Origin of the sequence: Parabacteroides sp. AT13 (assembly GCF_002272965.1) — a bacterium.
Lineage (GTDB): Bacteria > Bacteroidota > Bacteroidia > Bacteroidales > Tannerellaceae > Parabacteroides > Parabacteroides distasonis.
Genome location: NZ_NQMH01000001.1, coordinates 54,263 through 68,370, shown reverse-complemented (window position 1 = coordinate 68,370; position 14,108 = coordinate 54,263). Strand labels below are relative to the sequence as shown.

The 14,108-nt window shown below is 51.1% G+C and carries 13 protein-coding genes and 1 pseudogene; all 14 read right to left on the bottom strand.

Features of this window, described 5'->3' with window-relative positions; genetic code table 11:
- Positions 1-59 precede the first annotated feature (59 nt).
- The 14 genes and pseudogenes from CI959_RS00305 to CI959_RS00240 all read right to left on the bottom strand — a co-directional run bounded on the left by CI959_RS00305 (position 60) and on the right by CI959_RS00240 (position 14,108).
- Complete coding sequence (locus CI959_RS00305) at positions 60-443, bottom strand: hypothetical protein (RefSeq protein WP_004289337.1); 384 nt, start codon at positions 441-443, stop codon at positions 60-62.
- 13 nt (positions 444-456) lie between these two features.
- Positions 457-1,071 (bottom strand): conjugative transposon protein TraK, encoded by a 615-nt coding sequence (gene traK / locus CI959_RS00300; protein ID WP_004294450.1) that lies wholly within the window; start codon positions 1,069-1,071, stop codon positions 457-459.
- A 27-nt stretch (positions 1,072-1,098) separates the two neighbouring features.
- Positions 1,099-2,232 (bottom strand): membrane protein, encoded by a 1,134-nt coding sequence (locus tag CI959_RS00295; RefSeq protein ID WP_005776139.1) that lies wholly within the window; start codon positions 2,230-2,232, stop codon positions 1,099-1,101.
- A 13-nt stretch (positions 2,233-2,245) separates the two neighbouring features.
- Positions 2,246-3,013, bottom strand: coding sequence for a DUF5045 domain-containing protein (locus tag CI959_RS00290; protein WP_005776138.1), 768 nt, complete (start codon positions 3,011-3,013; stop codon positions 2,246-2,248).
- A gap of 67 nt (positions 3,014-3,080) precedes the next feature.
- Entirely contained in the window at positions 3,081-3,845 is a 765-nt protein-coding gene (locus CI959_RS00285; protein ID WP_005776137.1) for a site-specific DNA-methyltransferase, read from the bottom strand.
- A 156-nt stretch (positions 3,846-4,001) separates the two neighbouring features.
- Positions 4,002-4,724 carry a hypothetical protein gene (locus tag CI959_RS00280; RefSeq protein WP_004289331.1) on the bottom strand — a complete coding sequence of 241 codons (723 nt, stop codon included), beginning with the start codon at positions 4,722-4,724 and terminating at the stop codon, positions 4,002-4,004.
- A complete protein-coding gene (locus CI959_RS00275; RefSeq protein WP_176471226.1) occupies positions 4,721-7,267 on the bottom strand; it encodes a hypothetical protein in 2,547 nt (848 codons plus the stop codon). The genes CI959_RS00280 and CI959_RS00275 overlap by 4 nt, the downstream gene beginning before the upstream one ends.
- A gap of 34 nt (positions 7,268-7,301) precedes the next feature.
- Positions 7,302-7,712 carry a DNA-directed RNA polymerase subunit alpha C-terminal domain-containing protein gene (locus CI959_RS00270; protein ID WP_004289328.1) on the bottom strand — a complete coding sequence of 137 codons (411 nt, stop codon included), beginning with the start codon at positions 7,710-7,712 and terminating at the stop codon, positions 7,302-7,304.
- Between the two features lie 23 nt (positions 7,713-7,735).
- A complete protein-coding gene (locus CI959_RS00265; RefSeq protein WP_080546218.1) occupies positions 7,736-10,441 on the bottom strand; it encodes a DUF87 domain-containing protein in 2,706 nt (901 codons plus the stop codon).
- Positions 10,442-10,547: 106 nt separating this feature from the next.
- Entirely contained in the window at positions 10,548-10,844 is a 297-nt protein-coding gene (locus CI959_RS00260; protein ID WP_032541330.1) for a DUF4133 domain-containing protein, read from the bottom strand.
- A 12-nt stretch (positions 10,845-10,856) separates the two neighbouring features.
- Positions 10,857-11,051, bottom strand: coding sequence for a DUF4134 family protein (locus tag CI959_RS00255; protein WP_004289324.1), 195 nt, complete (start codon positions 11,049-11,051; stop codon positions 10,857-10,859).
- Positions 11,052-11,075: 24 nt separating this feature from the next.
- Positions 11,076-12,887, bottom strand: coding sequence for a reverse transcriptase/maturase family protein (locus CI959_RS00250; protein WP_004289323.1), 1,812 nt, complete (start codon positions 12,885-12,887; stop codon positions 11,076-11,078).
- A gap of 562 nt (positions 12,888-13,449) precedes the next feature.
- Positions 13,450-13,707: pseudogene (locus tag CI959_RS00245) on the bottom strand (DUF4134 family protein); the annotation flags it as partial.
- A gap of 74 nt (positions 13,708-13,781) precedes the next feature.
- A complete protein-coding gene (locus CI959_RS00240; protein WP_004289321.1) occupies positions 13,782-14,108 on the bottom strand; it encodes a DUF4134 domain-containing protein in 327 nt (108 codons plus the stop codon).

The following is a 14,108-nucleotide window of genomic DNA, read 5'->3' as shown; positions in this document are numbered from 1 at the left end:
TTGAGTTGCACATACTTGCTTATAGTTCTCTCAAACGGCATATTCATAAGCCTGCCGTTCTATTCCGGCCTTTCCGTACCGCTTTCCTTCGTATCGAATCTTCGTACATGCGGTACGGAAAGCATCTTATGCCGTTCCCGGAGCACGGAATCCTGCATTTCCGTGGCCGTTCGGCGGACTGGATGATGGCAGTACACCACCGTCAGGCGGTAAATATTCCATGTCAGCCCGCAGATGGCGAAGCCGAATACGATGACGAGAAACAGCGTCCGGTGGGCGTTGGCGAAACCCTGTACTTTGGCCACTGCCTTGTCGATACGTGTCGCTTTGGCGAAGCGTCGCCCGGCATCCACGTCGCGTTCGTAGCGCTCCTTGTATTTCGGGTCGTTTTTGTCCGGCATCTTCTCGCCGAACAGCATACGTCTGAATCCTTTGATATTCATAGGGCTGGTAGAGTTAATAGTTGCTTTTTGTCTTTTGCTCGATGTCCTTGTTCAGCAGCGTGCGCCAGTTCACGATGAGCAGCCCGTGCGGGTTGTTCTCCGTCCGGGGTACACGCTTGAGCTGTCCCGCCGTAACCAGTTCGCGCATCAGGATATTGCTGCGCCGTTCGATACGCTGCCGCCCGTAGTAAGTGAACTCCATCTTCTCCTTGTTGAAGGTGATACTGTCGCAGAAAATCGAAAAGACGGCACTCGTTCCCAAGATGTTGGAATAGAAGCCTTTCTCCTTGAGCGTATTGTACTGCGCCAAGCCCGTTTCGTCCACTAAGTACATCGCTTTCTCCATCGTGTAGCGGATGTACTTGTCGTCGGGAGCAAGGGTAAAGAAGTAGTGGTGGAACATTTCGACATGGCTCTTGGCTTCCACGTCGAGCGTTTCCTCCATTGTCGTGCGGCGTACCAGTATGGGCACGTTGCCGTCCAGCACATACACTTTCTTTTGAGCGTCCGTAACCATCGTGCGGGCCGTCCAGATACTCGACACGCTGATGATGACGCAGCCCACAAGAAAGGCGGTGCAAATAATTCCGACCAGTTTGATTTTGTTCTCTAAATTCTTGATGACCATTTTGTTTGAATATTTATCGTTACTTTGTTATCTCATTACCGTACCCATTGCGCCTGTTGCCGTCATTTTAGCCTGCTGCGCCACGCCCTCGCCGAAGTTTCGGGTTGAGAACGCCGTGTCACCCTCCGGTATCATCCATGCCGCAAGGTCGGGGACGAGGTTCAGGCATTTTAGGGCCACGATGCTTGCCGCCATCAGATAGCCCGCCGAGAAGAAGGAGTTTTGCAGGTAAGCTGCCATCGTCTGCTCGCTTGTCGTTATCGCCGTCAGGTTCTCCACCTGTATGCAGAGCACGATGTCGAACAGCAGCAGTACGTAGAAGCCCACGAAGTAGAGCATCGCCCCGTAGAAATGCACCGTCAGATACCTCGTGAGCCACTTCGCCCATGCGCCTTCCCATTTGGGCAGGAGCGAAAACGCCCACTGGATAGGTCCGAAAATGGTGAGCATTCCCAAAAGAATTTGCTGGCAGTAAATCGTCGCCCACCAACCGATACGGAACACCACCAAGGCGATAAGTATGATGATTTTGTCTATTCCCACGATGACACCCGATGTCAGCGACGTGAACCACAGCTTCGCTGCATCCTTCTCCATGTTCGTAACCTCGTCCACGCCAGTTTGTTCCATCGTTGCCTCGATAAGGTTGGGATCGGACGTACCCGTGTGGGCGACATCGGCTTGTGCCTGCAGGGCAGTGTACATCGTGTCGCGCACGTAAATCAACTCCTGCACTTTCTCGAACTTGTCCGAGATTTGCGAGGCTTCGGCCTCGTACAGGTCATGTGTGTACGAACCGACGCAGTTCGGGATATAGGAGAGGAAATCTAAAAAGCACCAGTTGCTCCCGCTGTTTGCCATGCCCGTGTCTGCCGGAGGATACCACCAGCAGAGAATGAGCGACACGGCCAGCGGTCTGAAGAGCTTCATCACGTCCAAAGGCTCGTGCTTGACCATCATTTTGTACGCCATGCCTGCCGCCATGACGATAGCGAACAGGGCGGCCAGCGCCATGCACATCTGCAATATCCACCAAAATGGACCTTGCGAGCCGGTAAAGGTCGCGTCGGTCAGGAACTCGTTGGTCTGAAAAATCACGTCGTCGATCTCCTCTTCCAAGAGGTCGATACCGAAATCCGAAAGAATATTTCCGTCTGCCATAGGTTATATGCTTTTAGTTCCCTCTGTTTACCGTCTCGTCTCCGTCACCCGTTCCAATGCCGCCGTCCGACTGTGAACCTCGCACCGCAAGGCGCGATTCGTTCCAGCGGCTCATGGCGTTTCTGACGACGCTGCTTTTGTCCAAGGTTCGGTCGGCGGTTACGTTCAGCAATCCGTCCGTGGCCGTGGCGTTCTGTCTTCGGGCAAGGTAGCCGACCAGAATCTCGTTCTGCCGTACCACGTCTTCGTAGATCCGCAGGTATTCTTTCTTTCGTTGCGCATTGGGCATATAAGCGTCCTTCGTTGCGTCGATGGCACACTGGTACACATGATAGTATTCCGTCCACCGCTCCTTGTCGTCCGTCGTGCCCCCGGCAAGGAGAATCCGGTCTATGTTGCGCTGAAACCGCTCCATTTGAGCGTTTATCTTATCGCCCTCGGCCAGCCATGCGAGGTCAATCTGCCGGTCGGCCACGTTCAGCGCCTCGATTTCGGCACGTTTGACCAGAGCCGAGTCAATGGCTTCCGCTTCATCTGTCTGATTGTAGAGATTGACACCCGCCAGCGTGCGGAACGACAGTTTGTTCTTGCTTGCCGCCGACTTCTTGTACTTGTTATGCAGCAGCGTGTAGTAAAGTTCGGGCGACAGAGCGCCCGTACCGGTTTCCATGACCGTAATCTGGTTCTGTTTCGGCGAGTCATGGTTGTAAGTAACCGACTGCGCCTTGACACCGCTCGTTGCAACTGCTGCAACCGCCATGAGTAAGAGAGTTCTGTTCATATTAATTTCCGGTTATTCATTATTTTACAGTTATTTATATCGTATAGTCATACTTTGAGGGCCTGCTTCAAAGCCGTAAATATTGGTACTCATTCCTGACTCGTTTCTCTCCCTGCGAGAAATGCGTCTCGTCTTTTTCAATGCAAATACATTTTCTATGCGTATAGATACAGGCAATTGCGGTGCTCATGCTCCCCGATGCAAAATCAAGGACAGTATCTCCTTCCTTTGTGTATGTTCTTATCAGATACTGCAATAATGCAATCGGCTTTTGGTTGACATGAATCGTTTTGCCTTCCGATTCCGCTGTTTTGAAGTATATCACACTTCGTGGATACCTTGTCCCTTTGTTTTCATTTCTGAATGTAGGATTGGGGACATTGTTTATTCCTGTCCAATTGCTTCCTCTCTTCGTGCGATTCCCGTAAGGCTCACCTTCCTCCATGATGGGATAATAAGGGATTCTACCTTTACCAAAGACACTTATTAGCTCATGTGCTTTTAGAGGTTGTTTTTTAGCGAGAAGAAAATTGCTTGCTTTTGACTTTTCCCAAACCCAGTCATATTTAAATTCCTCTAAATTACCGCAGCGTAGAAGGCTGCTGAACGGTTCGCTGCCAAATAAGACCGTAGGTGCATTTTCTTTCCTGACTCTCCTGATCTCTTTCCACATTTCCGGGAATGGTATTATTTTATCCCACTGTGAAGCTGTGATTCCAAAGGGGGGATCACATAAAACCAAGTCGATACTTGATTCCGGAAGAAAAGGCATTACTTCAAGACAGTCGGCTTTATATAACGTAATGTCTTTTGCAAAAACAATCTTTTCCATTGCATCAATCTAAATGTCTCTTTATCCCTTGGTTATAATCCCAATAGGCTTGTTCGTACTAAAAATTCTTTCTCTGTTTTTATTTCCCGATGTCGATGGCATGGAAGTCAAACTCCAACCTGTAGATAGTCTGTCTTCTTTCCCTTTCATCGTTCATTAATAATCCAGCCGTCCCGCTTTGCGCCATCGTCCGAAAGCTCCGTCGATAATCTCCTTGACCTTGGGACGGTAAATCTTCGCTTTCCAGTAACCGATACGCACCTGTATGTACCGCCATGTCTCGATATACGCCCGGTTCAGGTGTCGCTCGATGTCGTCCAGCGACGTGTTCACCGCTTCCAGTACCAGCAGCAGGTCGGAGGTCGAGCAGGCCGCCGCCCCGGTGGCATACAGCACAAGGTCGCTCACCGACTTGTAGAGCTGCTCCCCGTCATTGGCGATGTCCCGTATTGCCTTTTCGTTGATGGCCAGTATCACGGCATCGCCGGGGTCGATGCGTCCCCGTTTCACGATTCTCTCGTTGAAGTCCTCCAACAGTTTCTTGTAATCGCCGATACGGTCGCTGACCGCCGTATAAGTGCTTTTCACGTTCAGTACCGTCCGCAAGGACTGGTACATCACGTCGATGACATCGAAGGCACGGGTGTAGCGATCCAAGTCCACATTCAGTTCCTTGTACTCGCCGATCTCCTTGCGGCTGTATTCGTGCAGCAGCTTGTTGCTGTATTCCAGCGTACTGCGGGCCAGCAGCAGGCTCCGCTGTTTCTTGTGGTCGTTGATGTAGGCTTCCACTGACACGATGTCGAAGGTCCATTGCGCCTTGGCGATGCCGGGCAGGAGAACCAGCAGCACGACTGTCATCAGCAGGGCACGTTTCATGGCCGCACCTCCTTTCCGCTGTCTTTGCCGTTTCCGTTCCGCAGGTTTCGCGCATTCTCCACCCAACGTTCGTGGCATTCCTCCACGAGCGTCAGCCTGCGTCCCTCGTCCATGTCCAGTTCGGGCAGCACATCCTTCAGCACGTCGATGATGCTCCGCTTATAGTGCATCATCTTTTCCAGCGACACGAGGTCTGCATATATTTTTGTAATCCGGGAATCCACTTCCCGTGCGATTTCGAGCCGGTCGCTCGACCACAGCAGATGGTACACCTCCCCGGTCGGAGTCTCTTCCAATGGCGGGGTACGGGCGTATTCCGTCGTGATCTTGCACGAAGGGTGTTCCCGTGCAATCTCCGCAATACGGTCGTTCACCAGTTTCGTTTTCTCCGCGTCCGACAGGTTCGGGTCGAGTGTCAGCACGTCGGCTACATACGTGTCGGTATATTCCGTGGTCAGTTCCCAACTGATCTGCACGATGGCACGGTGTATCTTGATACCGAGGAAATATTTCGGTTTGCGGGCTATCGAGACCGTCGCCTTGAACGTGATGACCCCGTTGATGTTCGGCATGGTCGCCTTACGGACATAGGTGTAGCCGTTCCACGCCCCGCCGTCCTGCCATGACAGGCTGTAAGCCGTCTTACAGTCCTGCATGATGGCCGGTATGCGGTAATAGTCGTCCGTTGCCACATCGTTATCGCCCGCCGCCTCGGCTTTTGCGTCGGTGTATTCCCGTTGTTTCTTCTGCCATTCGGACAGCTCGCTTTTCAGGCGGTCTATCTGTGTTTTGTTCGCATTGTACTGCTGTCGGTACACCGCCGCATCTTCCACGCTCGCCTCGGCGATTTTTTTCAGCAGGTCGGCATTCTCATTCTCCAACGCATTGATTTGCGACTGAAGGGCGGCCACCTGGTTCTCCGCCTCCTGCAGCATGGCGTCCAACTCGGACAAGTCCAATTCGTTCTCCGTAACCGTGGTCTGCATGGCACACTCCTTTGAATGGGCGTTCAGGGATTTGCCGCACTTTCTGCACTTGTACTGCGTCGTGCCCTGACCAAGCGTAGCCCCGTCCGAGCAGGTTACGCTGATGGTCACGCTCTCGCAGCCCTGCAACTTCGCAGCGTCCGTCGCCTGATAGTAGTTCCGCGCATCGGATGCGATATAGTAAGTATAACCCTCCTCGTTGTCGTTGAACTCCAAGAGGCGGGCATTGAGTTGCGCCTTGAACGTGTTCAGGTCCATCGAATAGGAATCGAACACCTCCTCGTAAATGATTTCCTCCCGGTTCCAGCTTTTCTTCACATGGATTTCATAGGCATAGGCTTTCTTCGTCTGTTTGCCGCCCCGACTGATGATGTAACCGTTCTGCCAGTAGTCGATGGTGTAGGTATAGCCGTCGTTCTGACTGTTGAGCAGCTGAACCCGGCTTCTCGACCAACCGGCGTACCGTTCCGAATTGGCGAGAACCTGCTCCCGTTGCGAGGCATTGGGATAGAAGCCGGGATCGGTCGTCTCGAAACGTGTCCACTCTCTGCCGTTCAATATGCTGTTGTCGTCCGTCGGCGGGTAGTAATCGCACAGGGCGATACTCCCTTGCTCGCGACGGGCGATATACCACCGTTGCGTGTAGTAGTTTCCCGCTGTCTTGTCCAGATAATCTGTCATCCACGAGGTAAGGTCGTAGTTGCTGAAATCGAACAGTCCCGCCACGTTGTCCTCTCCGCCCACCATATCAATCAGCAGACCTCCGAGGTCATGTTCCGCCTGCTCGAAGAGCGCACCGTAATGGTCATACAGGTCGATGACCTTGCTGACCCTGCCGCCCATCAGATCATGGAAAGAACTGGTCTGCAGCAGGACGTCACCGATATTTCCGATACCAGCCGAGGCGAGACCGACACCCATGTTGTAGAGGTTGTCGATGTCGTGTTGCAGGTTCTCTTTCGTAAAGTTACCCGGCACGCTGGCGAGATCGTCCAACATACGTTGCCAGTCGATGTCGCCCACTTCCGAGAGTTTCAGCAGAGGGGCGATGTTTCGGTTGATTTCCAGAAACACGATGTCCGAAAAGCCCAGCGTGCTGTTCGTCACCACACTCTCGAACTGCATACACAGACTTTTCGTCTCGTCGCAGATTTTCATCAGGTAGCTGCCCCAGTAGATAGCCGTTTGAGGCGAGCGGAGCATCAGTTTCGCCACCACCCATATCTTCGGCATGATTTTCTCCGAGACCATGCGGTAAATGCGGCGGTAGTAGTAATTTTCTGTACTGCTATTCCAGATACCGAGGTCGGAAAAGGCTTTATGCTCCAAGAACTTGGAGGCAAAAATCCCCGCCGTAGCCACTTCCGCCGCATTGTAGTGCTTGAGAATGTCATCGACCTGCTCCCGGTAATAGCTTTCCGCCACGGCTTCCGTACCGAAAGCGGTAGCCATTGCCGCCACCGTGCGTGCGTCGTAGTTCACGCTGTAATACTGCGCGTGGACCTGCTGCACAACGGCGAGCGACAGGAGTATAAGGATAAGTGACAGCCGTTTCATCATGGATTCCTCTCCGGTTAAAAACAGATATCCGTCAACGGTGCGTCATGCCTCTTAGTGCACGTATCAGTCCGTCGGCCTCATATACGGCGGAATTTGCCACCAGACGGTGATGTATGAATACCTCCTTGGCGATCTCGTACCTGCGTTGTTCCCACTTCGCCTCTTCTTCCTCGTCCTGTACGGAATTTTCTATGCCGGCGTATTCGTCCAGTTCCTTACCGAGCATCCCCAACCGGAGATTGTATCTTTCCAGAACATCCTCTATTTCCTCAATGCTTTTTCTTCCCATGTCGCGTACCCTTACCAAGTCCTTTCCGGGCCATTGGCACAAATCCCGGATGGTCTTGATGTCGAACTCACGGAATATCCGCTGGATACGGGCTTCATATTTGCTCCCGAACTCAAGTGTCTTTACACTTTGGCTAATGTCTATCTTTTCCATTTTTGTAATTAATGATTTGATTGTTATTGTTTTACATGAAGGTTCAATACCTGCCCGGCCTCGTTGACCTTTTGGGCGAACGGCAGGGACTTCCCGATACCGCTGGCGTTCCAGTCCCGGCAGTACGCCTCAATAGCTTCCTGATGACTGCACCGCAGTTCCCGTTTATAGAGTTTCAAGGCTTCTTTCTCCGCCCGCTCCGTGGTGTAGGTCATGTAACATTCTCTTGGTTCTTCTACACCGTACACGCCGCTGGTCGTTCCCCGGCGGATGAACACCTCGCGGAAGAAACTGCGCCCTTCCTTGTTTTCCAGCCGGTTGATGGTGAATATCTTCTTGCAGTCCACGTCAGTAAGGCCGAGGATAGCCTTGATTTCATCGAACCGCTCACGGAACTTGCTCTGGTCGAGCAGCATCACCACGTCCGAGTTGTTGATGATGGCTTCCTTGACGATAGGGCTGCCGATGATGTCCTGTATCTCCTGTGTCACCACGCCGACCGAAGCCCAGAACTTACGGGCCGTCTTGTACATAAACTTGATGTATTCGGCCATGAGCGGGCTGGCAATCGCCTTCCACGCTTCCTCTATGACCAGGACTTTGCGGTTCTTCTTGATACGCATCTTCTGTAAGAATACGTCCATGATAATCAGCGTGACAAGAGGGAACAGGAGAGGATCATCTTTTATACTGTCGATTTCGAAGACGATGAACGTCTCATCAAACAGTGAACTGTCCATGTTCTCGTTCAGCGTCTTTTCATGATTGCCTCCCCGGTAGAAGTCCTTCATCATGTAACGGTACGTCGAGATGTCGATGCCCGAAATGTGGTTCTCGGTACAGATGTCGGGGATGCGCTGCACGGAAAACTCATAGAACGAGTTGAACGACAGCTCTTCCACTTTTAGCTCCTTACGGCGGCGTTCCATCTCGTCGATCATGCGCTCGATACGCCCGGCCCGCTCTCCTTCGTCCTCGTCCCGCTTCTCGGTACGGTTACGGTCGTCGATGAGCAGCCCCTTACGCAAATCCTCCCGTTGCAGGGGCGTGAAGCCGTCGAAACCGTTGAAATAGGTGTCGTAATACTCCGTGATGACCTGTTCTATCAGGCGGTCCTCCGTCTTCGTGACCGTACCCTGCGAGCCTTTCCAGATGAGCAGTACGAGGTTTTTCAGGAAGCCCGTTTTCTCCACATTCATTTCAACCCGGTTGATGCGGAACGGGTTCATGGTAATCGGTCTTTCCTCGGTATAGGAAATGTACTTGCCGCCGAGGTATTCGCAAAGGCCCTCGTAGCTGTTACCCGTATCGACCATCACCACGTCTGTGCCCTGCTCGTACAACTGGCGCACGACAGAGTTCATGTGGAAGCTCTTGCCGCTGCCCGAAGGCCCTAAACAAAAGAAATTCGAGTTGTCCGTCAGTTTGTTTTTCCCTTCCTTTCCCGTGATGTCGATAGCTACCGGCACGCCTTGGCGGTCCGTGTAGTAAATTTTCAGCGGTGTTTCTTCGCTGTGCTGTATGTGCTCCTTATACATCAGGCACACCGCCGCGTCACCCAGCGTCAGGAAGCGGTCATAGTCCTCGTTCATGCCGTAGCAGTTACCCGGAAACGAGTTTACGAACAGTTCCAGCTGGTTGTACGCCCTTTTGGAAATATGGATACCCATACGTCCGAAAGCATTCTCCAAATGGTTCGTGCATTTTTGCAGGTCCGTACCAGTCGGTACGGCGACAATCAGGTTGAAATGAGTGTACACGAGCTGCTTGCTTTCCCGCGCGATGACCTCCTGTACCCGCTTGATGTCCTCCACGGCCATCTGGTTGCTCGGATTGGGAATACTGGCGTGCCGGTTCTTCTTTTTGTCCAGCAGGGCCAGTTCCCTTTTCTGATTGGGCAGGAAGACAATCTGGTTATAGATGACAGCCTCCGCACTCGGAATGCTGTCAATGGCAGCCAGCAGGTCCACGGGCATATCCGTGTTATTGACCTCTATATTGGTATAAGGTCTTATCAGTGAAGGCAGTGCGGCGCAGTCCACATCGACAAGACTATATACCTTGCAGCGTTTGTCGCCCATCGAGACTGTCTCGTCGTCTGCCTTGAAGTTGGTCATCGACACGATCCGGTCCTTGAAGTTCATGGCGAAATAGCGGTCCACGTATTCGCTCGCCTCGGCTTTGTTCAGGAACTTGGCCTGTACCCCGGCATCGTGCAGCTGGTCATGCACTTTGCGGATCTTGACCAGAAAATCGCGCCACTTCTTGTTGTCGAACGAGAACAGTCGGCTCTTCTTCGCCTCCTGTGTGATAGTCAGGTAACACACGCTGTCCGTGTAGTTGCGCCCCTTGAAGTAACGGAAGTAGGCCGACGAGAGGAACTCGTGTTTGTCGCCCGTCTCGTTCTCGAACTGTTTCCTGACGAAGATGTCCTGTTTGTGCAGGGCATATCCTTCGCCGAGCGTCTGTGCGAGGGCGGTGAAAAGGTGCGTGAACTCATAGTAGCTGTCAATGTTCGCGCAGTATTTTTGCACGGGGTTCTCTATTTTCAGGATAGCAGAATATTCGCCCGTCTTGGTATAGAGCACGCCCACGCCGTTCGTCTCTTCCACGGAAAAATAGATGTCCTGAAAGATACGCTTGCGCTTGCCTCCGGTACCGAACGCATAGACCGACAGGGCCATGCCGGCACACAAGGCGATAAAAAGTAGAATGATGTACAAAGTCATCTTAAAATACGATAAAAAAGGCCGGGCCGCCCGGATTTCAGGCGGCCGGCCCGCGTTCAACATTCAACAAGACCACACGTTGCCCGTGATGGTTTTTCTTTTCTTCTCACAGCTTCTTCGAGTGGGCGTAGATATACACCCCGCGCCCGTCTTTCTTGGTATGCAGCCCTTTCCGCTGTTTGAGCATGATAAGGGCGATACCCGTCGAGACGACCGCAACCAGCACGACCAGTCCGACCACGAACCCTGCGAGACAGTAGGCGATGATAAAGCCGACGATGGCTCCGCCGGCAACGCCTGCCGCCCAGTAGGTATAGCGTCCCTGGATGCCCATGAACTCCAAAGGCCGTTGAAGACCTTTGAACAGCGGGTAGTCAGGGTAACGTTCGTCCTTGCCTTTCATCGTGCGGAAGGTTTATGCGCCGATACCGAAGAACATCGGAAGTGCTTGTGCGGCAGCGATTAAGAAAATACATGCGCCCACGACCATCATGATTTTCTTCTTCACGTCCTGTTCCTCGTTGTGTGGGCTAAGCACCCAGCGCCATACCCACCTTGCGGTGGGCGGTTTCCGAGTACTCGCCCCCAAACCGTACTTACATGTCTCCATGTATACGGCTTTCCATTAGTAACATTACTCTTTACCATAGTTCTGAATCATAGAGTTGCAGTCCTCACAGACAACCAGTGTCTTGCGATGTCTTTTGAGCATCAGTTTCTCCCACTCATTATTGCCTTTCAGCTTGGTGAGAGTCCTCACATGATGCATGACTACTTTTCCTTCCTTACCACATAGTTCACATCTGCCATCCTTCAACCTTTCCACAAGGCTCGGATATGGCACGTACATGGTCTGTGGCAGTTTGTCATAGTCAACATCGAACTGAGCATTTCTCTTTTTGAAACCCTCATTGTAGAAGACTCTGTATTTCTGCTTTCCCTTGGCATCGTTGTACGGAATGACAAAGTCCTTGTCCTTCTGATACTTCTGGCGAACTTTCCTTGCGGAAGTGTTCAGTTTCCAGCCAAGTGTCTTGAACATACTCATCTTCATAATGAAGGCGAAAGATGCACATTCTTTGGACACGTTTGCAGCAAGTGAATAGTAGTTGTAAAGTCCTCTGGTTTCCGCATTGTATTGGGCAAGAATATCTTCGGGCTTCATTGGAGTCATATATCTGCGAGGCTTTGACCACCAAATGTCTTTGCCATCAATGTTTCTGACCTCCAACGCGTTGTACTCAGTGAGCTTCTTTTGTATCACAGCCGAGTTAAGGGTTAACACCACTGCGCCGTTGAAGTCTCTTTTGAGAACTCCGTCCTTATTCCTTTTCACTGCGTCTGACTTTCTGATGAAGATTTCATATCCAAGGAATTTCGCCTTGTCTTGTGCGTGTGTTATCAAAGTTTTCTCATCAGACAATTCAAGTTTGAGTTGTTCTCTCATGAATTGGGTGATGTCCGCTTTGATGGTCTCGCATTCAGACTTGCTTCCGATAACCGATATAAGGAAATCGTCCGCATACCTTACATACTGCATTCTTCTAAAGTCCGCATCCATTGCATCCTTGTGAGGAGTGGACAGCATCTGTTTGCTCAGTTGGGCAATTTCATACAGATAGCTTTTCCGTATCTGCTCATCGGATGTTTTCTGCAACTTCTTTTTCAGCCAGTTCTTCTTATTGTTCAAACGCCAGTATTCGGGATTGATGCTGCGTCTGTCACCTTTGCGGAATTTGGCTGCGTACTCCTTGATGTACTTGTCGAACTTGTCAAGGTAGATGTTAGCCAGCATGGGGCTGATTATTCCACCTTGCGGAGTTCCTGAGTACGTCTTGTTGTACTTCCAGTCCTCCACATACCCTGCATTGAGGAATTTACGGATAAGTCTGAGGAAGCGTTCATCTGATATGCGTTCACGAAGAATGCTAATCAGTACGTTGTGGTCTATGTTGTCAAAGAAGCCTTTGATGTCTCCCTCGATAAACCACTTTGCTCCCGCAAAAGACTTCTGTATCATACCCAATGCCGTGTGGCAGCTTCGATGCGGTCGGAAACCATGTGAAGTGCCTTCAAAATGACCTTCATAAATAGCTTCAAGCAGCAGTCTAACTACCTCCTGCACCAATTTGTCCTCGAATGAGGGAATACCGAGCGGACGTTTCTTGCCGTTCTTCTTCGGTATGTACACTCTGCGTGCAGGGTGGGGTTGGTAACTTTCGTCCTTTAAGGACACAATCAATCTTTCAATCCTTTCAAGACTCATCTCATCGATGGTCTTGCCGTCAGTTCCGGGTGTCATGTTGCCTTGCTTCGCATAGATGCGTTGGTAGGCTACAGCGAACATCTCTTCACTGAACAGATACCGATACAGTCGCTCGTATTTATAATCCGAACTTTGACTGTGGTCACTTAGAGCTTTTAATACTCTTTCTGATTTTTCCATACGTCTTACACGTTTTCAAAATTTGTATTAAAACATTACTAACTGTTCCCCTTCGCCATGTACAAGGCATTACCTTGCTCGGACTACTATGGGAACTCCGTTACCATATTGGATATTCAGAGCCAAAGCCCATAGCCACTTTCATGGCTTTCCAACTTAGGTAATCTCCGTTTAGCTGTATGATAACTATTAGCACGACAGATTGTCGGATACGACTTCCGCCCTTTTCTCCGCTTACTGCGGTTGCGTTGTGGCTGGTTCTTTGCTATAACACCAATGACGTTGTCTTAGTGCCACAATGCGACGTTTGTAAAAGCCTTCCGTCGCAGCTACATCTTTTGCCGCTGGGCTATCGTTCAATCAGTATGGACTTTATCCTCATATCTGTCTTTCTCCCTCGCAATTCAGTCGCAGTCTGGCTTTTGACTGACTTATTGCTTTCCCAAAGTGCTATTTTCACCTTTAGGTTTCCCCTCGGGCTTATTTGGGTGGAAGTAGATCACTTGAACCCTGACCTATCCTCTTGCTAAAGAGGAATTTATCATGCAACCATTACGGACGCACTCATGGCGATGTACACCGAGATAGCGCCTACGATAGCCACAACACCGGCAATGGCGTAACACAGTTTGACCATGATGGGAACGTACTTGGCGATTTCCTCCGTCACGGTAGCCAGTGCAGTCGTACCGGCGGAATAATCGCCTGCGGAGTTCTGGGCCATGACGGCCGTCGTGCCACACAGCAACATCAGTGTGAGCATCTGTACTTTTTTAGCAGAAAACATTTTTTTCATTTGTCTTTTTGTTTTTTGAAACATGATTATTTATTTTAGGGTAAGTATTGCAGTTCTTTCGAATCGTTATGGCGGTACTTGATTCCTGCCTCCCGTTTCTATATGCGATAGCCGAAAAAGGCAGGAAAGACGAGGAACGCACCGATCAGGAACAGGCACGCGCCCACAAGCGTTACGACGGACTTGGTAATGCCGTCCTCGCCCGTGTTCATCTTTACGTAAATCTGGAATCCGGACACAATCACACAAATCCCGGCGATGGCACAACAGAGAGCTTGGACGTAAAACATCATTGTTACCACGTAGTCGTGCATCGTCGCCAGCGCATCCGCACCCCAACTGTAATTCACGCTGCCGCTTTTCGCCAGAGCTGAACAGGGGATGATGGAACAAAGCGCACATAGTATCTTTTTCGTTTTCGACAT